The 18331-nt window shown below is 69.5% G+C and carries 22 protein-coding genes; 19 read left to right on the top strand and 3 right to left on the bottom strand.

Annotated features, from left to right (window positions below; translation table 11 throughout):
* Positions 1-24 precede the first annotated feature (24 nt).
* The 11 genes from A4R44_RS07300 (at position 25) to A4R44_RS07250 (ending at position 9195) form a co-directional block, all read left to right on the top strand.
* Positions 25-771 (top strand): ABC transporter ATP-binding protein, encoded by a 747-nt coding sequence (locus A4R44_RS07300; protein ID WP_067577530.1) that lies wholly within the window; start codon positions 25-27, stop codon positions 769-771.
* A gap of 14 nt (positions 772-785) precedes the next feature.
* Positions 786-3209 (top strand): FtsX-like permease family protein, encoded by a 2424-nt coding sequence (locus A4R44_RS07295; protein WP_338080352.1) that lies wholly within the window; start codon positions 786-788, stop codon positions 3207-3209.
* Between the two features lie 40 nt (positions 3210-3249).
* Positions 3250-3813, top strand: coding sequence for an orotate phosphoribosyltransferase (gene pyrE, locus A4R44_RS07290; protein WP_067577527.1), 564 nt, complete (start codon positions 3250-3252; stop codon positions 3811-3813).
* A 92-nt stretch (positions 3814-3905) separates the two neighbouring features.
* On the top strand, positions 3906-4460 hold the full coding sequence (locus A4R44_RS07285) for an RNA polymerase sigma factor (protein ID WP_067577526.1): 555 nt from the start codon (positions 3906-3908) through the stop codon (positions 4458-4460).
* On the top strand, positions 4451-5008 hold the full coding sequence (locus tag A4R44_RS07280) for a hypothetical protein (protein ID WP_067577524.1): 558 nt from the start codon (positions 4451-4453) through the stop codon (positions 5006-5008). The genes A4R44_RS07285 and A4R44_RS07280 overlap by 10 nt, the downstream gene beginning before the upstream one ends.
* Positions 5005-5367 (top strand): Asp23/Gls24 family envelope stress response protein, encoded by a 363-nt coding sequence (locus A4R44_RS07275; RefSeq protein WP_067577519.1) that lies wholly within the window; start codon positions 5005-5007, stop codon positions 5365-5367. Before A4R44_RS07280 ends, A4R44_RS07275 begins: the two co-directional genes overlap by 4 nt.
* Positions 5364-5666, top strand: a complete 303-nt coding sequence (locus tag A4R44_RS07270; protein WP_067577517.1) for a hypothetical protein — start codon at positions 5364-5366, stop codon at positions 5664-5666. Before A4R44_RS07275 ends, A4R44_RS07270 begins: the two co-directional genes overlap by 4 nt.
* 51 nt (positions 5667-5717) lie before the next feature.
* Entirely contained in the window at positions 5718-5981 is a 264-nt protein-coding gene (locus A4R44_RS07265) for a hypothetical protein (protein ID WP_067577515.1), read from the top strand.
* A gap of 276 nt (positions 5982-6257) precedes the next feature.
* Positions 6258-6656, top strand: coding sequence for a DUF2784 domain-containing protein (locus A4R44_RS07260; RefSeq protein WP_067577513.1), 399 nt, complete (start codon positions 6258-6260; stop codon positions 6654-6656).
* A gap of 16 nt (positions 6657-6672) precedes the next feature.
* Positions 6673-7332: an RNA methyltransferase gene (locus A4R44_RS07255; protein WP_067577511.1), complete on the top strand. Its 660-nt coding sequence runs from the start codon at positions 6673-6675 to the stop codon at positions 7330-7332.
* Positions 7333-8199: 867 nt separating this feature from the next.
* Positions 8200-9195, top strand: coding sequence for a glycoside hydrolase family 76 protein (locus tag A4R44_RS07250; RefSeq protein ID WP_067578108.1), 996 nt, complete (start codon positions 8200-8202; stop codon positions 9193-9195).
* Between the two features lie 3 nt (positions 9196-9198).
* Here A4R44_RS07250 and A4R44_RS07245 read toward each other — a convergent pair whose 3' ends face one another.
* Together A4R44_RS07245 and A4R44_RS07240 are read right to left on the bottom strand one after the other, a co-directional pair.
* Complete coding sequence (locus A4R44_RS07245) at positions 9199-10065, bottom strand: LacI family DNA-binding transcriptional regulator (protein WP_067577509.1); 867 nt, start codon at positions 10063-10065, stop codon at positions 9199-9201.
* A gap of 134 nt (positions 10066-10199) precedes the next feature.
* Positions 10200-11219: a LacI family DNA-binding transcriptional regulator gene (locus A4R44_RS07240; protein ID WP_067577507.1), complete on the bottom strand. Its 1020-nt coding sequence runs from the start codon at positions 11217-11219 to the stop codon at positions 10200-10202.
* A gap of 131 nt (positions 11220-11350) precedes the next feature.
* Between A4R44_RS07240 and A4R44_RS07235 the strand changes: the two genes are divergently transcribed.
* The 8 genes from A4R44_RS07235 (at position 11351) to A4R44_RS07200 (ending at position 17505) form a co-directional block, all read left to right on the top strand.
* Positions 11351-12370, top strand: coding sequence for a substrate-binding domain-containing protein (locus A4R44_RS07235; RefSeq protein ID WP_067577505.1), 1020 nt, complete (start codon positions 11351-11353; stop codon positions 12368-12370).
* Positions 12367-13356, top strand: a complete 990-nt coding sequence (locus A4R44_RS07230) for an ABC transporter permease (RefSeq protein WP_067577503.1) — start codon at positions 12367-12369, stop codon at positions 13354-13356. The genes A4R44_RS07235 and A4R44_RS07230 overlap by 4 nt, the downstream gene beginning before the upstream one ends.
* Positions 13353-14174 carry an ATP-binding cassette domain-containing protein gene (locus A4R44_RS07225; RefSeq protein ID WP_067577501.1) on the top strand — a complete coding sequence of 274 codons (822 nt, stop codon included), beginning with the start codon at positions 13353-13355 and terminating at the stop codon, positions 14172-14174. Before A4R44_RS07230 ends, A4R44_RS07225 begins: the two co-directional genes overlap by 4 nt.
* Positions 14175-14181: 7 nt before the next feature.
* Positions 14182-15048 (top strand): PfkB family carbohydrate kinase, encoded by an 867-nt coding sequence (locus A4R44_RS07220; protein ID WP_095213248.1) that lies wholly within the window; start codon positions 14182-14184, stop codon positions 15046-15048.
* Positions 15045-15680: a nucleoside/nucleotide kinase family protein gene (locus tag A4R44_RS07215; protein ID WP_009084950.1), complete on the top strand. Its 636-nt coding sequence runs from the start codon at positions 15045-15047 to the stop codon at positions 15678-15680. Before A4R44_RS07220 ends, A4R44_RS07215 begins: the two co-directional genes overlap by 4 nt.
* Before the next feature lie 7 nt (positions 15681-15687).
* Positions 15688-16206, top strand: a complete 519-nt coding sequence (locus A4R44_RS07210; RefSeq protein ID WP_067577497.1) for a hypothetical protein — start codon at positions 15688-15690, stop codon at positions 16204-16206.
* A gap of 12 nt (positions 16207-16218) precedes the next feature.
* Positions 16219-16962, top strand: a complete 744-nt coding sequence (locus A4R44_RS07205) for an SDR family oxidoreductase (RefSeq protein ID WP_093572385.1) — start codon at positions 16219-16221, stop codon at positions 16960-16962.
* Positions 16963-17094: 132 nt separating this feature from the next.
* Positions 17095-17505, top strand: a complete 411-nt coding sequence (locus A4R44_RS07200) for a VOC family protein (RefSeq protein WP_067577494.1) — start codon at positions 17095-17097, stop codon at positions 17503-17505.
* A gap of 4 nt (positions 17506-17509) precedes the next feature.
* Here the strand turns inward: A4R44_RS07200 and A4R44_RS07195 are convergent, their stop codons facing one another.
* Positions 17510-18187, bottom strand: coding sequence for a DedA family protein (locus A4R44_RS07195; RefSeq protein ID WP_067577492.1), 678 nt, complete (start codon positions 18185-18187; stop codon positions 17510-17512).
* Positions 18188-18331 lie beyond the last annotated feature (144 nt).

Raw genomic sequence — 18331 nt, 5'->3', positions numbered from 1 at the left:
CCGGCAGGCCATAGCGTTTTCCCCATGGCGACTGGGGAAGCGGTGCGGCTCGAATCCGTCCGCAAGGAATACGGCCGGGTTACGGCACTGGACGGGGTGAGCCTGTCCTTCCCGCGCGGCGGGTTCACCGCGGTGATGGGCCCGTCGGGCTCGGGCAAAAGCACGTTCCTGCACTGCGCGGCCGGGCTCGACCGGCCGACGAGCGGTTCGGTGCTGCTCGACGGCCAGGAACTGGGCAAGCTCTCCGAAACGCAGCTGACGAAGCTGCGCCGGGACAAGATCGGGTTCGTCTTCCAGGCGTTCAACCTGCTGCCCGCGCTGACCGTCGAGCAGAACGTCGTGCTGCCGCTGCGGCTGGCCGGCCGTCGTCCGGACCGCCGCCGCGTCGCCGAGATGCTCGGGCACGTCGGGCTGGGCGACCGGCGCAAGCATCTGCCGGGTCAGCTGTCCGGTGGCCAGCAGCAGCGGGTGGCCATCGCTCGCGCGCTGGTCAGCCGCCCGGCGGTGCTGTTCGCCGACGAACCGACCGGCGCGCTCGACACCCGTACCGCCGGCGAAATCCTCGGCCTGCTGTCGGAATCGGTGCGCGGCGGACTGACCGTCGTGATGGTGACACACGACCCGGTCGCGGCCTCCTACGCCGACCGCGTCGTCTTCCTCGCGGACGGCCGCGTCGCCGGAGAACTGCACCGGCCGACCGCGACGGCGGTCGCCGAACGCATGACGCACCTTGGCACCTGGGCCGACCGGATGCCGGTGGGCGGCTTCTGATGTTCAGTCTTGCCTTGCGCACCTTGCGTTTCCGCACCGGCGGGTTCATCGCCGCATTCGTGGCCGCGTTCCTCGGCGCGGTGATCGTGTCCGCCTGCGCCGGCCTGATGGAGACCGGGATCCGGTCCGCCACGCCGCCGCATCGACTGGCCTGGGCGTCGGCTGTCGTTGCCGGACAACAGGATTTCGAGCTCCGGAAGCATTCCGAGAAGCCCAAGACCCAGTCGGTCGCGCTGCCGGAGCGGGTCCGGTTGGACCGGTCGCTGGCGGAGACGATCCGCGCGACGCCCGGCGTGTCCACTGTGGTCGGTGAGGTGAACTTCCCGGTATCGCTGGGAAAGCAGCCTCTTGTCGCGCACGGTTGGGAGTCCGCTCGGTTGCCCGGACCCGCGCCGCGTGCTGACGAGGTGGTGCTGCCCGTCGCCAGCGGCGTGTCGGCGGGGACCACGGTTGACCTTGCAGTACAAGGGAAAATCAATCGCTACCGCGTCGCTCGGACGATTGATGGCTCTGACGTGTTCTTCGCAGGCGACGTGGCCGATCAGCTTTCCGGGCACCCCGGCAAGGTCGACTACTTCGGTGTCGTGACGGACAATCCGGCCGCGTTGCACCTCGGATCGGGGGTGTCCGTGCTCACTGGGGATGAGCGCGGCCTCGCCGAATTCCCAGCGGCGCAGGCGAGCGGCGGTCGGCTGATCCCGCTGTCCGGCGTCGCGGGCGGACTGTCCATTTCGGTCGCGGTGTTCGTCATCGCCAGCACGCTGATGCTGTCGGTGCGCCAGCGGCAGCGAGAATTGGCTCTGCTGCGCGCGATCGGCACGACACCGCGGCAGCTGCGGCGCATGGTTCTCGGCGAAGCGCTGGTCATCGGCGTGCTCGCGACCGGAGTCGCGGCCGCACTGGGCCCAGTGTCCGGCCGATGGCTGTTCGAACAGTTCACCTCGGGCGGGTTCATCTCGCCCGCCGTGCAGTTCCACCAGGGCTGGATCCCGATGATCATCGCGGCCGGCGCGACGCTGCTCGCTGTCGGGATTTCCGCACTGGTGGCCGGATTCCGGGTCGGCCGCATCCGGCCGACCGAGGCGCTCGCCGAGGCCTCCGTGCCGCGCGGCTGGCTGACTCCGTTGCGGCTGATCGTCGCGCTGCTGTGCTTCGGCGGCGGGACCGCGCTGGGCATCGTCACGCTCGCGGTGATGACGGGACCCATCGCGGCGAGCACGGCGGGTCCGGCGGTGATGCTGTGGGCGATCGGCGTCGCGATGATCAGCCCGGGCGTCACGAAGCTGACCGCGATCCTGTTGCCGGGCCCGATGCGGCTGATCAGCGGCGTCACCGGCTGGCTCGCGATCACCAACACGCGCAACGCGGCCACCCGGGTGGCCGGCGCGGTCACGCCGATCATGCTCGCCGTCGGCATCGCGACCGCCAACATCTACCTGCAAACCACGACCACCGCCGCTTCCGCGCAGGCCTTCGCCGAAGACCTCCGTGCCGACGCGGTCGTCGCGGGCCCGACCGGGGTCTCTCCGGAGACCATCGACCGAATCCGGAACGCGGACGGCGTCGCGGCGGCCTCGCCGTACGTCGCCAGCCGCGCGTTCATCACCGCGCCGTTCGACGGCAACCAGACCAAAAAGGGCTACCCCGCGCTCGGCTTGACCGACGCGTCGACCAATGCCGCCACGGTCGTGCGCGGCAACCTGGCCGACCTCACCGGCGACACGATCGCGCTGCCGGACACCGCCGAGGTGTCCCGATCGGTCGGCGAATCCGTCACGCTCCGTCTCGGCGACGGGAGCGACCGGACCCTTCGCATCGTCGCGATCGTGCACCAGCGGGCCGGAGCCGAACAGCTCCTGCTGCCCGCCGACCTGCTCGCCGGACACACCACGTCCGGTCTCGCCCGGCAGGTGCTCGTCCGCGCCGAGCCCGGCGTCGACCAGGCCCGGCTGACGCGAAGCCTGACCGCCGCGACCGCGGGTCTTCCGGTGTCCGTCGGCGACCGGAGCACGCTGGCCGCCGCGAACACCAAGAACGACGAGACCGGCGCGTGGGTGAACTACCTGCTGGTCGGCATGATCGTCGGCTACACGGTGATCTCCGTGGTGAACACCCTGGTCATGGCCACCTCGCGACGCCGGCGGGAGTTCGGGCTGCAGCGGCTCGGCGGCTGCACCCGCGGCCAGGTGCTGCGGATGGCCGCCGGTGAAGGCGGTCTGATCGCCGCGATCGGCATCCTGCTGGGCACCGTGGTGTCGGCGGGCGCGATCGTGCCGTTCTGTCTCGTCGCGACCGGCCGGGTGCTTCCGGAGGGACCGGTGTCCATCTATCTGGTGATCATCGCGACCGCGATCGTGCTCGCGCTGACCGCCGCGGTCCTGCCCGCTTGGGTGGCCACGCGGACGCGTCCGGTGACGGCCGTCGCGACCGGGGAGTGACACGCGGAAGTTGTCGGTGCCGTGTGTAAGACTCTCGGCCGTGGCGTACCCCGGGTTGGATCAAACTGCGAAGCTCGAACTGGCCAGGCTGGTCAGCGAACTGGCCGTCGTGCACGGCAAGGTCACCTTGGCCTCGGGCAAGGAAGCCGACTACTACATCGACCTCCGGCGGGCGACGCTGCAGCACGCGGCCGCCCCGCTCATCGGCAAGCTGCTGCGGCAGCTCACCGCTGACTGGGACTACGTCGCGACCGGCGGGCTCACCCTCGGCGCGGACCCGGTGGCGCTGGCGATGCTGCACTCCGCCGCCGCCGAGGGCGTGGTGCTCGACGCGTTCGTCGTCCGCAAGGCGATCAAGGAACACGGGATGCAGCGCCGGATCGAGGGCGTGGAGGTGCGCGGGCAGCGGGTGCTGGCTGTCGAGGACACCTCCACTACCGGCGGGAGCGTGCTCACCGCGGTCGAGGCGCTGCGCGAAGGCGGGGCCACCGTGGTCGGCGTCGCGACGGTCGTCGACCGCGACACCGGCGCGCGGGAAGCCATCGAGAAGGCCGGGCTCGAGTACCGGTACCTGCTGAGCAAGGACGACCTCGGGCTCGATTGAGGGCTTGGCCGAGCGCGAGTGAGCACAGTCACTCACAATGCGTGCGTGACGAATGCCCGCCTCACAGTGTCCCCCTGACGGAAGGGGGTGCCGTGACCACGACCAGTGTCCCGCTCGACGACGCCACCCTCGTCGGCCGTGCGCGAGACGGCGACGTACGCGCGTACGAACAGCTTGTGCAGCGTTATCAGGCCCCGATGTTCCGGCTTGCCCTGAAAATGCTGCATCATCGCGGCGACGCCGAGGACGTAGTGCAGGAAGCGTTCCTCGGCGCGTGGCGGAAGCTGGCGCAGCTGAACGACGACAACGCGTTCGTCGGCTGGCTGTACCGCGGAACGACCAACCGCTGCCTCAACGTGATCCGGGCGCGCCGCCCGCAGGCCGACGTCGACCTCGACCTGGCCGAATCGCCGCGCCGCGATACCCAGCCGGAGCACGCGGTGCAGGTCAGCGGCCAGCTCGCGGCGCTTGACGAGGCGCTTCAGACACTCACCCCGCAGCAACGGGCGTGCTGGCTGTTGCGTGAGGTGCACGGCCGGTCGTACGACGAGATCAGCGAGATCGTCGGCGCGAACCCCACCGCGGTCCGGGGGCGCATCGCCCGGGCCCGTGCGCAGCTGGCGGAGGTGATGAAGCCGTGGAGGTGAACCAGGACTACGGATTGCCGTGCGGCCGGGAACTGGAAGCGGTTTGGGAGCACCTGGACGAGGCCGACGACCACCAGGCGGAATGCGTCCATTGCCGCACCGCGCGGGAAAGCCTGCTGTCCCTGCGCTCGGCGACGCAGGAACTGATCGACGAGCCCGACCCGACCCCGCCGGACCTGGTCGGCCGGATCATGTCGGCCGTCCGCGCCGAAGTGCGCCGCGGTCAGATGCTGGATCTTTCCGCTGGTGAACCGGGTTCGGTCGAAGTGAGCGAGCAGGCGGTCGCGGTCGTGCTCCGCTACGCGGCCGACTCCGCGGGCAACGTCCGCGCCCGCCGGGTCCGGGTGCGCAAGGTCGGCCTCGACCTGTCCGGCGCGGCCCAGATCGAGGTCGAACTCACCCTTGCGACGCGGCTCGGGAACACCAGTGGTGCTGACACGTTGGCCCGCGTACGGGAGCTGGTGTCCGCTGCCGCGACCTCGCGAGTGGGTATTTCGTTGGCCAGGCTGGATTTGCTGGTGGAAGACGTGTACGAGGACGGGGAATGACCGCCGAATACGTGATCGCCGACCCGGTGATCGCGAGCGTTGCCGCCCGTGCGGCCGCCGAAACCGCCGGAGTCGTGCGCCTGGAACCCGGCCTGCTCGGCTTGGCGACCGCCTGGACCCGCACCGCCCGGCAACGCTGGAAGGGCCTGGAACCAGCCCCCGCGGACGGCGTCCGGGTCCGCGCCCACGAGGACCGCCTGACCATTGAGGTCGACGTGGTCATCTCGGACGCGGACCAAGCCGCCGCCGTGGGCCGCGCCGTGCAGCGAGCGGTGTTCCGGGAAGTCCTCGCGCAGACCGGCCGCTCCGTGGACGCCGTCCGAGTGTCCATTTTGGACATCGAAGTGGGGCGGCGGTGACCGATCCGCGTTCGCTGGCCGGAAGAATCGCCGACGCCCTCTCGGCAGTCGAGGGCCTCCGTCCTGCGACGAGCGTGGCCGCGGAGATCAGCTGGCTCCCGACCGATCCCGCTGGTGGATCAGTGGATCTGAGCACGGAGTCGGTGGAGATCCGGGTGGTGGCTTTGCGGTTGCCGCTGCCGCCCTTGCTCTCGGCAGCCGAGGCACGAGTGCGTGCGGTACTCGATGGGACGGAGTGGGCGGACGCGCGCATCCGCTTGGTAGTGACGGACATCGACGGGGCAGCGTTCGCTGACTGAACGCGGCCTTTCCCTCGCCGGTATCGTCGGCTTCGCGCCGCGGGAGGGCCGATGATCCGGATCCAGGTGACCAACAAGGACGACAAGCCCCGGACCTGGAACGTCGAACCCTATGGCGACGAAGTCGTGCTCGCCATCGATGACGTGCTCTCGATCGAGTCCGCGCACCCCGTCGACATGGCCTTCGAGGTGACCCTTTACCTCGACTCCGAGGTCCTCTGGGCGACGGCGGACCCGGACGGCCATCCCCTGCTGCCCGACGACCTCAAGCTCAACGGGGTCACCCTCTGGCCGGGCTTCGGCGGCGCGGGCTGAGTTCCTTCTCCCGCGTTTGTCAAGCGCGTTTCCGCCCGCTTTCGCCAACGATTCGCGTGCTGTCCGCGGGTACGGAACGAAGTCATTTACGTCGCGTCGGGTCCCCTCGCGCGGGTGTTCCGGCCAGTCTCCTACCCGGAGTGATCCCTCCGTTACCTGCCGGGTGAACTCGTTGCTCCGGTGGGTCGAACATCACATCAGGTCCCCCTATTTCCCGCTTCCTGGACCGGTAATCGGAGTAGCGTCGCTGGTGGGTGCACTGGGAAGGGGGCGAAGGTGGACACGACGGTCGCGCACGTTCTGGCCGATGTCACCGTGGCGGTGCACGTCCTCGCCCTGCTCTTCATCGGCTTCGGCGGGTTCCTCGCGTGGCGGTGGCCGAAAGTCATTTTCGTGCACATTTTCTTCGCGGTGTGGGGCGTGCTGGTCAATGTCACGCCGATTCCGTGCCCGCTCACCGCGCTGGAGGATTTCTTCCGGCATCAGCAGGGTCTCGGCGACCTGCCCGGCGGGTTCAACGCGTATTACCTCTACGGCACGGTGATCCCGCGCTCGCTGCTGCCGGTGGTGGTCGTGGTGGCGCTGGCGGTGCTGGTGATCTCGTACCTGGGCGCGTACCTGAGGTGGCGCCACCGCCACGACGACAGTCCGGCGCACGGCGTCAGCCTCGGCTGAGCGAGAATCGTCCTTCGTGACGACGGAACAACCCGAAGCGGGCCCCACCGAGTGGGTGAACCGCGAGGAGGTAGGCGTCGGTCCATGGCCAGGCCCCTGGCCGGACGACCCGCGCTACGACCCCGAACTCCTGACCAACGGCGACCGCCGCAACGTGGTCGACGCCTACCGCTACTGGCGCCGCGAAGCAATCGTGTCCGATGCGGACACCCGGCGGCACGCGTTCCACGTCGCGATCGAGAACTTCCAGCACGACCACAACATCGGCACGGTCGTCCGCACGGCGAACGCCTTCGCCGCCGCGGAAGTGCACATCGTCGGCCGCCGCCGCTGGAACCGCCGGGGCGCCATGGTGACGGACCGCTACCAGCACCTCCGCCACCACGAGAACGTCGCGAGCCTGCTGGAATTCGCCACGACGGAGGGTTTGACGGTGGTAGCGGTGGACAACACCCCCGGTGCCGAGCCGGTGGAAACCGCCGAGCTGCCCCGGAAGTGCCTGCTGCTGTTCGGCCAGGAAGGCCCCGGCCTATCCGAAGCGGCCCAGACCGACTCGGCGAAAGTGGTGTCCATCGCCCAGTTCGGCACGACAAGGTCGATCAACGCGGGGGTCGCGGCGGGCATCGTGATGCACGCGTGGATCCGGCAGCACGCGGACCTGTCCAAGGCCTGGTGACCTCCGCCGCCTCACCACCGCCGGGTTGCTCGTGAGTGGCTACGCCGGTTAGAACCGGGATAGCCACTCACGAGCACCCAAGCGTTGGCCGCACGATTCCGGCAGGGCGGGCGGCGTGGAGAGGCAAGTTTTCCGCAGCGCAGGCAGAATCAATCCATGACCGCCGATTCTCCCGAGCCCGCCAATTCCGCTGCACGCGGCGCCGCGGCCCACCCCGCCACGGCGCGCGCGGTCACCCCGGCTGACCGCCCGGCGACGGCTGATCGCGCGGCAAACCCGGCCAAGGATGCGGCAAACCTCGGCGAGGGGCCAGCGCACGATGCTGAACGTCCAGCGGCGGCCGGGGGCGCGGAAAGCCCGGCCGAGGGTGCCACGAGCCCGGCCGGGGGCGCGGCGAACCCGGCTAGAGACGCGGAGAGCCCGGCTGAGGGTGTCGCGAACCCGGCTAGAGACGCGGAGAGTCCAGCTGAGGGTGTCGCGAACCCGGCTAGAGACGCGGAGAGCCCGGCCGAGGGTGCCGCGAACCCGGCCAGAGGCGCGGAGAGCCCGGCCGAGGGCGCGGCGAACATCGGCGAGGGGGCAGCGGCCACCGCTGAACGTTCAGCAGTGGCCGAGAGCGTGGCAAACCCGGCCAAGGACTCCACCCACCCAGCCGGACGCCCCGCGACGGCCGGGCACCCCACAGCGGCCAGGCGCCCTGCGGCGACCGAGCGTGCCGCTGTAGCCGAGCGCCCCACAGTGGCCGGGCGTCCTGCGGCGACCGAGCGTGCCGCTGTAGTCGAGCGTCCTGCGGCAGCCGAGCGCCCCACAGCGGCCGGGCGTCCTGCGGCAGCCGCGCGCCCCACCGCAATCGAGCGCCCCACCACAATCGAGCGTGCAGCCGCAGCCGAGCGTGCGGTCTGCGCCCGGCACCTCCGCCGCCTCTGGGCCCTTCCCGGCACCGTCCTAGGCCGCAGTGGGTGGCCGCCCACTGTGAGTCAACGACTGCACTGGCACTGGAACTACTGGTGGCAGGCCCATCTCCTCGACAGCCTCGTTGACGCGCAGCTCCGCCAACCCACCGACGAACGCGCACGGCTGATCAACCGCTTCATCGCGACCGTGCACCGGCGCAATTTCGGTTCCTGGGTCAACGACTACTACGACGACATAGCCTGGCTGGGGCTCGCGTTGCAGCGAGTACGCCAACTCCAACTATCCACAGTGGACGAACCGATCGACGTTATCGGCAGACGGCTGCACGAAGGCTGGACAGACGACCTTGGCGGGGGAATTTGGTGGCGGCGCGGCGACTCCTTCAAGAATACTCCCGCCAACGGCCCGGCCGCTATCTTTCACGCCCGGAAGGGTGATCAAGAACGCGCCGGCGCGATGACGCGATGGCTCACCGACACTTTGGTCGACCCGGAGACCGGCCTCGTCTGGGACGGGATCCGGGCCGGCACCGGCGAGGTGGTCAAGCATATTTTCTCGTACTGCCAAGGGGTTTACCTCGGGGCATGCCTGGAGCAGTCCCGCTGGGGCGAGGCAGCGAGCACCATCCAGGCCGTGGAGAAGCACGTGGCACCACAAGGAATCCTCCCCGGCTCGGAGGGTGGCGACGGCGGGCTCTTCTCGGCGATCGCCGCCCGCTATCTGGCGCTCGCGGCCAAGAACCTGCCCAGGCCGGAAGCGGAAACAGCGAAGAAGCTGGTGCGAAACTCAGCGGAAGCGTGCTGGAACGGGGCGGCACAAGAGAAAACCGGACCGTTGTTCAGTGCGTACTGGGAGAAGCCGGCACCAAAACCGCCCGGTAAGGCTGAGCGGGACTTGTCTGTCCAAATTGGAGGATGGATGCTGCTGGAGGCCGCGGCAACCCTGTGAAGCTCAGCAGCCGCACGAAGCGCGATGCAGGAACCGCGGCGCGAGGCGAACAGACTCCGGCCGACGCTCCGGCTCGCGGCAGCGTGCCAGCAGCAACTGCACCGCCCGGCGGCCGATTTCCGAGATGGGTTGCGCCATCGTCGTCACGCCAGGGGAAACCGTGCGCGCCCAGTCCATGTCGCCGTAACCGACGACCGCCAGTTCCGACCCGATCCGGATGCCGCGGCGGTGTGCTTCCCACTGCACGCCGATCAGCATCGCTTCGCCGGCGACCACCAGAGCGGTGGGCGAAGGCCAGCCGTCCAGGAGTTTCGCCGCAGCTCGGGCAGCGCCGCCTGCGGTGGATTGGCCGGACGCCACCAGTTCCGGGTGGTATCGCAGCCCGGCGCGGCCAAGGCCAAGGCGGTAACCCAGCGCGCGTTCTTCGCTGACGGTGGTGCCCTCGGTGCCGGTGATCAGCGCGATCCGCCGGTGCCGTCGCGTGGCCAGATGCTCGACCAGCGCGGACATGGCCTGGAAGTTTTCCGAACCGACCTGGTCGACGTCGTTGCGGCCGGCGATCCGGTCGACCAGGACCGTCGGCACGCCGGTTCGCACGAGTCCGTTCACCACAGCCTCGTCACCAGGGGCGGGCACCAGAAGGACGCCATCGACGTGATCCGCCCGCAGCGCGCGCAGCACTTCGGCTTCCTCGCGCGGGCAGTCGCTGGTGTCGGCCAGCAGCAGGTCGCAGCCCGCCCGTGCGGCAGCGCCGCGGATGGCACGCAGCAGCTGGTCGTGGTACGGGCTGGCGTGCCTCCCCAATGCCACCCCGAACCGATGGGTGACCGGCAGATCCCAGTGAGGGACCTCCGGCGCCAGAACGGTCATTTCTCATGGCCCTCGTCGTCGGTACCTACCCAACAGTAGCCACTGTCGTGCCGCACAAGAGAGGGTCCGAGACGATCGGGTCCCGAGAATCACTGAGGTGAGTGAACGGCTGCGTGCCCGGTTACGCGGGGCAGTCAGGACGCGCACCCGCACGAGGCCCGGTGCCGCAAGGTCGGCGGCAACCGCACAGTCTCGGCGGGCCGTCCGGGATCCGCCAGCCGAGCGAGCAGCAACTGCACCGCCCGGCGGCCGATTTCGTCGATCGGCTGGGCCATGGTCGTCAGCGGCGGGNCGAGATCGGCCCATTCGACGTCGTCGTACACCACCACCGGCAGGTCCTGGCCGATCCGCAAACCCCGTCGCCGCGCCTCGTGCAGGACGCCGACCATCATGCTGTCGTTGGCCACCACCAGCGCGGTCGGCGGGTCCGGCAGCGCGAGCAGCGTGCTCAACGCCAAGCCGCCACCGTCGCGCGAGGACTGTCCACCTGCCACCAGGTCAGGCGACCAGCTCAAGCCCGACCGGCCGAGTCCGAGCCGGTAGCCCAGGACGCGTTCGTCGCTTGTCGTGAGCCCTGGCGCGCCGGAGATCATCCCGATCCGGCGATGGCCCAGCGACGCCAGATGCGCGGTCAGCGCCGAGGTCGCCTGGATGTTCTCCGCGCCGACCTGGTCGATGTCGGTCCGGGTGGTCAGCCGGTCCATCAACACGGTCGGCACGTCCAGTGACACCAGTTCGCCGAGCACCGACCCGTCGCCGGGCGCGGGTGTGATCAGCAGGCCGTCGACCCGGCGCGACCGCAGCGCGCGCACCACGTCCCGTTCGGTGCCCGCGGTGTCGTGCGTGTCCGCCAGCAGCACGGTGTATCCGTTTGCCGACGCCTCTCGCTCGATCGCGTGCATCAGCGCCGCGAAGTACGGATTCGCGACCAGCGAGATCGCCATCCCGATGGAGCGCGTGCCCCCGGTGACCAGCGAACGCGCGATCGCGTCGCCGGTGTACCCGGTGGTCTCGATCGCCCGCAGCACCGCGGCTTTCGTCTCCTCGGCCACCGCCCGCGTGCCGTTCACGACGTGTGAGACCGTCGTGATCGACACGCCCGCCATTTCGGCGATGTCGCGCTGGGTCGGGCGGGCGGAGCGGGGTCGCGGCATGTCTGTCCTTCACCAAGAGAGCGAAACCAAGAACGTCGGCAAGCGTTTGCGCAAACGCTTGCGCCAGCCTCAGAGTCTGTCTACCTTCCCGTCCATCGGCAAGCTCGCACCTCGATTCGGAGGGCATCTCCATGAGACACCGGAGTCTCACCGCACTCGCCTTGGCGGCCGCTGTCGCGGTCTCCACCGCCGGGTGCACCGTCGAACGCCACTGGGGCGGCAGCTCCAAGACCGGCGGCAGCGGCAAGGCCAAGGTCGGCCTCGTCACGAAGACCGACACCAACCCGTACTTCGTCGAACTGCGCAATGCCGCGTCCGCCGCGGCGAAGGCCAATGGCGCGGACTTCAGCGCGCTCGCCGGGCAGTTCGACGGCGACAACGACGGCCAGGTGCGCGCCATCGAGAACCTGATGCAGCAGGGCGTCAACACCATCCTGATCACGCCGAGTTCGTCCACCGGTGTGCTCAAGGCCATCAAGGACGCCCGCGACGCCGGCATCCTGGTGATCGCCCTCGACACCGCCACCGAACCGCCGGACGCGGTCGACGCCACCTTCGCCACCGACAACTTCGCGGCGGGCGAGCAGCAGGGCGCCTACGTCAAGGCGGCGCTGAAGGGCGCGGACCCCAAGCTCCTGATGGTCGACGGCACCGCGGGCAGTTCAGTCGACACCCAGCGGCACGGCGGCTTCCTCAAGGGCATCGGGCTCAAGGACGGCGCGCCGGAGATCAAGGGCCACACCAACGCCAACGGCGATCAGAGCCTCGCCCAGCAGGGCATGGAGAACCTCCTGCAGCGCACTACCGATCTCAACGCGGTGTACACGATGAACGAGCCGATGGGCCGCGGCGCGTACGCGGCTCTGAAGGCGCGCGGGCTCAACACCCAGCTCACCGTCGGCTCGATCGACGGCGGCTGCGAGGGCGTGCAGAACGTCAAGAACGGCCAGTTCGCCGTCACCGTGATGCAGTTCCCGCGGAAGATGGCCGAACAGGGCGTGCTCGCGGCGGTCGAGTACGCGAAGACCGGGAAGAAGCCGAGCGGGTTCGTCAACACCGGCTCGACCGCGATCACCGACCACCCGATGCCGGGTGTGCCGAGCAAGGACACCGCCTGGGGTCTGCAGAACTGCTGGGGAGGCGGGAAATGACGAGCGCGACGGTCAACAACCGCGAGCGCGAGACGCTCGGCGAGTTCTTCCTGCGCGCCCCGGCGGTCGGCCCGGCGCTGGCGCTGGTCGTGGCGGTCCTGGTGTTTTCCTTTGCCACGGACACCTTTTTCAACCTGGACAATCTGTCCACGGTGGTCCAGCAGTCGCTGGTGGTGGGCACGCTCGCGCTCGGCCAGACGCTGATCATCCTGATCGCGGGCATCGACCTTTCCAACGCGTCGTCGATGGTCGTGGCTACGCTGGTGATGGCGAAACTGGCGGCGGTCACCAACGTTTTCTTCGCCCTGCTGGCCGGTGTCGTGCTGACCGTCGTCGTCGGCCTGTTCATCGGCACGCTGGCGACGCGGATCAAGTTGCCCGCCTTCATCATCACGCTCGGCACGTTCACCGGCTTGACCGCGGTGGCGAAGCTGATCGCGGGCGGCCAGGCGGTTCCGGTGTCGGACGGGCTGCTCACCTGGCTCGGCACGAAGCGGTACCTCTTCGGCGGCATCCCGATCACCTACGGCATGACGCTCGCGCTGCTGATGTTCCTCGCCGTCTGGTACGCGCTCACGAAAACCGCGTGGGGCAAGCACGTTTACGCCGTCGGCAACGCGCCGGAGTCCGCGCGGCTGTCCGGGATCAAGGTCAACCGCACCGTGCTTTCGGTCTACCTCGTCGCCGGCCTGTGCTTCGGCATCGCCGCGTGGCAGGCGCTCGGCCGCACGCCGAACGCCGACCCGAACCAGTTCCAGCTCGGCAACCTCGACTCGATCACCGCGGTCGTGCTGGGCGGCACGAGCCTGTTCGGCGGACGCGGTTCGGTGCTGGGCACGTTGTTCGGCGCGCTGGTCGTCGCCGTGCTGCGCTCGGGGCTGACACAGATGGGCGTCGACGGCAACTACCAGGACCTGGCGACCGGCGCGTTGCTGATCGCCGCGGTGGTCGTGGACCGGATCGCACGGAGGCAGCAGCAGTCATGACTACTACGCAGCAGCAGCCGACTCTTTCCGCCCGCGGCCTGGTGAAGCGCTACGGCCGGGTCACCGCCATCGACGGTGCCGATTTCGACCTCTACCCCGGCGAAGTGCTCGCCGTGGTCGGCGACAACGGGGCCGGGAAGTCCAGTCTCATCAAGGCGTTGTCCGGCGCGCTGGTGCCGGACGCCGGTGAGATCAAAGTGGACGGCAAGACGGTCCACTTCAAGTCCCCGTTGGACGCGCGGCACTACGGAATCGAGACGGTGTACCAGGATCTGGCGGTCGCGCCGGCGCTGGACATCGCGTCGAACATGTTCCTCGGCCGGGAAAAGCGGCTCAAGGGGCCGTTCGGCATCGGGCTGCGCAAGCTCGACACCGCGACCACGCGCACCGAAGCGCAGCGGATCCTGGACGACCTCGGCATCAAGGTCAAATCCATTACCCAGCTGGTGGAAACGCTGTCCGGCGGGCAGCGGCAGGGCGTCGCGGTGGCGCGCGCGGCGGCGTTCGGCACCAAAGCGGTGATCATGGACGAACCGACAGCCGCGCTGGGCGTCGCGGAATCCGCGAAGGTGCTGGAACTGATCGGCCGGATCCGCGACCGCGGCCTGCCGGTGGTGCTGATCAGCCACAACATGCCGCACGTCTTCGAAATCGCCGACCGCATCCACGTGCACCGGCTCGGCAAGCGCGTCGCCGTGGTGACGCCGAAGTCGCACAGCATGAACCAGGTGGTCGGCCTGCTCACCGGTGCGTTGAAGCTCGATGACAACGGTGAGGTCGTCGAGGTCGCGTCCACCACGCACGCCGGGTTGACCTGACGTGCGAGTGCTGCTGGCGGGATTGTGCACCGTCGATGTCGTGCAGCGGGTCGCGGAATTTCCGGAGCCGAGCGAAAAAGTGCAGTCGCTGCAGGTGGATGTCGCGGCCGGTGGGCCGGCGACGAACGCCGCGGTGACCGTCGCGGCGCTCGGAGCCGAAGCGACCCTCCTGACGGCTCTCGGCACCCACCCGCTGGCCGCGCTCGCCCGAGCTGACCTCGAAGCCTGCGGCGTCGACCTGGTCGATCTCGCTCCAGAACGCACGCAGGCACCGCCGGTCAGCGCGGTCGTGGTGCGGGACGGCGACGGCGAACGCACCGTCGTCTCCCGCAACGCCGCCGCCGGCAAGCCGGTCGAACTGCCTGACCTCGCCCCGATTTTCGAGCGCGTGGACGCCGTCCTCGTCGATGGGCACCACCCCGAGCTGGCGCTTGCTGTCGCCAACGAAGCCCGCACCCGCGAAGTGCCGGTCATTCTCGACGCGGGCAGCTGGAAACCGGTACTGGACCAGTTGCTGCCACTGGTCCGCGTGGCAGCCTGTTCAGCGCGGTTCCGTGCTCCCGCACCGAGTTTGGCCGAACGCGGAGTGTCAGTGACGATCACGACGGCAGGCCCGGAGCCGGTCGCCTGGAGCACTACGGAAGACTCTGGGCAGGTCCCCGTGCCGCTCGTCGAAGCGCGGGACACCCTGGGGGCCGGAGACGTGTGGCACGGGGCGCTCGCGTACGCGGTCGCGACGCGCGAAGGCGCGGTCGCCGACTGGATCGGATACGCGAACGCGGTGGCCGCGGAACGGGTCCGGCACGTCGGTCCGCGTTCGTGGACCGGGCCGGTCGGGGAACTGGCGAAGAGCAGAGAAGAGGGAGTGCGATGACGGCGTTCGAGGATCTGCTGGCGCGGGCCGAGAAGCTGGCCAAACCGCGGGAACGGCACGTGCTCGGCATCATCGGCGCGCCCGCCTCCGGCAAGACCACGCTGGCCTGGGCGATCGCCAACGCGCTCGGTTCGCGGGCCGCGGTCGTCGGGATGGACGGTTTCCACCTCGCCCAGGTCGAACTGCAGCGGCTCGGCCGCACCGATCGCAAGGGCGCGCCGGACACCTTCGACGCGGCCGGCTACGTGCACCTGATCCGCCGGCTCGCCGAAGGCCGCGAGACGGTGTACGCGCCGGAGTTCCGCCGCGAGATCGAGGAGCCGATCGCCGGTGCCGTCCCGGTCGCGCCCGAGGTGCAGCTGGTTATCACCGAGGGCAACTACCTGCTGCTTCCGGACGACCCGTGGAGCGGCGTGCGGCAGTACCTCACCGAGGCGTGGTTCCTCGCCCCGGACGAGCCGGAGCGGATCGAGCGGCTGGTGTCCAGGCACCGGCGCTACGGCCGTTCGCTGGTCGAGGCCCGGCAGCGCGCGCTCGGCTCCGACCAGCGCAATGCGGACCTGATCGCGAACACCCGCGACCGCGCCGACCTCGTGCTCGAGAACCTGCCGCTGACGAATTTCGCCCTCTGAGCAGGTGATGTTCGACGATCCGGCGACGAGGGATCCCTACGCCGGCGCGGTCACCTGGGATCGTGCCGGCGACGCCCGGATCGCCGTGCTGTACCCGCCGTACATCCCGCTCGTGCGCACCCACCTGAACGGGCTGCGCGCGCTGGTCGAGCGGCGGTTGTCCGAACCCGCTGGTCAGGGGTCGGATCCGAGGCTGGCGTTGCTGGTCGAGCGGATGCGGGAGACCACCAGCGAACCGCAGCTCGAACCGGAGGTGCTCAGCGAGGTCCGGACCCGGCTGGACTGGGCGTTGTCGGTGCTGCCGGAGCACGGCGGCGTCCTCGAACTGCACACTCCGATGCACCAGTGGTGGTGGGGACGCGCGCTGCTCGACGTGTGCACGGCGATCACCGCGCTGCTGGGCGCGTGGCTGCGGGGCGAAGCGGTCGACGGGCAGCACTGTCCAGACGATGCGACGTGGTGGATGTGGATGGCGCAGATGCGCTGGCTCGACGCCCAGTTCGTCGAGCCGCTCAAGCCAGGCTGACAAGGAGTGCTCGTGGGGGTTTTGGTCGTCACCGGCGGCAGCCGGGGCATCGGCGCGGCGATCTGCGAACTGGCCGCGGCCCGCGGTTACGACGTGGTGGTGAACTACTCCGGCGACCCGGCCCCGGCCGAGGAGGTCGCCGAACGGGTGCGGTCCCACGGTGGGCAAGCGCTTGCGCACCGCGCCGATGTGTCCGACGAGCAGCAGGTCAGCGACCTTTTTTCGGCGGCGGCCGAGCTGGGCCCGCTCGTCGGGGTGGTGAACAACGCGGGCGTCACCGGCAACACCCCCGGCAGGCTCGACGAGCAGAGTGCCGAGACCGTGCGCCGGGTGCTGGACATCAACGTCACCGGGGTTTTCCTGTGCTGCCGCGAGGCGGTGCGGCGGCTGTCGACGCGGCACGGCGGTTCCGGCGGAGGGATCGTGAACATCTCGTCCACGGCGTCGCGGACCGGTTCAGCGGGCGAATGGGTGCACTACGCGGCGTCCAAGGCAGCGGTGAACACGCTCAGCTTCGGCCTCGCCCAGGAAGTCGCCGACGAGGGAATCCGGGTCAACGTCGTGTCGCCCGGCCTGGTCGAGACCGGCCTGCACGCCGCCGCGGGGATGCCGGACCGGCCCGAGCGGTTCAGCGCCGTGATCCCGCTCCGGCGCGCGGGCCAGCCGGAAGAGATCGCGGCGGCCGTGCTGTGGCTGCTGTCCCCGGAGGCGTCCTTCACCGTCGGCGCGGTGCTGGAGGTCGGCGGCGGCCGCTGATTCATCTCGGACAGTGAGACGCCCGGAGACGGGCAGATCACGATTGACCCCAGAACTCGGTGAACTCGCCAGTAGCGGCCGTTCCGGTGTGCGAGTCTGGCACGAGGGGTTGAAAGGACGGCCGCGAAAGTCATGCCCAAGCTCACGTCTGTGCACCATCTGGCGCTCACCGTGACCGATGTGGACCGAAGTGTTCCCTGGTACGTCCGGGTGCTCGACCTTGAGGAAAGCCATCGGCGCGAAGACCCGGAAACCGGGGTGCGCAAGGTAGTTCTGCGTTCGGCGGGAGACGGTTTCTCCGTGGTGCTCGTCCAGCATCCAGACACCGAACGGCCCGCGTTCGACGAAAGACGCACTGGTCTGGACCATGTCGCGTTCTCGGTGTCGTCCCGCGCCGAGGTCGCTGAATGGGAGGACCGCCTGCGCGAGTACGGCGTCTCCTACCTGCCCGCGACGCAGTCGCAGACCTTCGAAGGTTCCGCGGTGATCGTGTTCCGCGATCCGGACGGCATCCAGCTGGAAGTCTGGTCCGACCCGTCCTGAAAACTCAGGCGCGCGCGTCGTCGGGCTCGTCGACCGGACGCCGCATTTCCTGGCGGTAGCGCAGCACGCCGTAGGCGGTGCCGAACACGAAGAACGCGATGCTCGCCCACAGCGCGGCGGTCTTGACCCACGGGATGGCGTCGAGCAGGCCCGCCCCGTAGTAGCCGAGCAGCACCAGCGTCGGCACCCACAGCAGGCCGCCGACAGTGGTGGCGAGCAGGAACCGCCGCGAATCCATCCGTGCGGCACCGGCGATGAGCGGGGCCAGCGTGCGGATCCACGGGATCCACCTGGCCGCGACGATCGCGAAGAATCCCTTGCGGTCCAGGAAGGCTTGCGCGCGTTCGAGGTTGTGCCGGTTGAGCATCCGCCCGCCGCGCCGGGCGATCAGCGTGGTGCCCGCGCCGCGGCCGATGTAGTAACCGATCTGGTTGCCGAACACGGCGGTGACCAGCGCGGCTCCGGACAGCAGCCACGCGTTGAGGTCCGAGCCGTGCTGTGCGAGCACCACGCCCGCACCGAACAGCAGCGAATCGCCCGGCAGGAACAGTCCGATGATGAGCGCGCATTCGACGAGCACGAACGACAGCACGATGACCCAGACGAGCACCGGGCCGGCGGTGTCCAGCCAGCTCAGGCCGATCCCCGCGGCGTGCGCGGGCTGGGCGGCGTCGAGGTTCACGCGAAGAGCCTACGTGGCTGGGACCGGCTGCAGTACGCAACCATCGAATCCTCCGCATTCGGTGACTTTGGGTATTGCTGGGGTAACCAGACTGTTCACCCTTTTCGCCCAGGACAACGAACCGGCCGCCCGGAACAGTTCCCG

This window comes from Amycolatopsis sp. M39, from assembly GCF_001651785.1.
GTDB lineage: Bacteria > Actinomycetota > Actinomycetes > Mycobacteriales > Pseudonocardiaceae > Amycolatopsis > Amycolatopsis rubida.
This window is presented reverse-complemented; position numbering and strand designations above follow the sequence as displayed.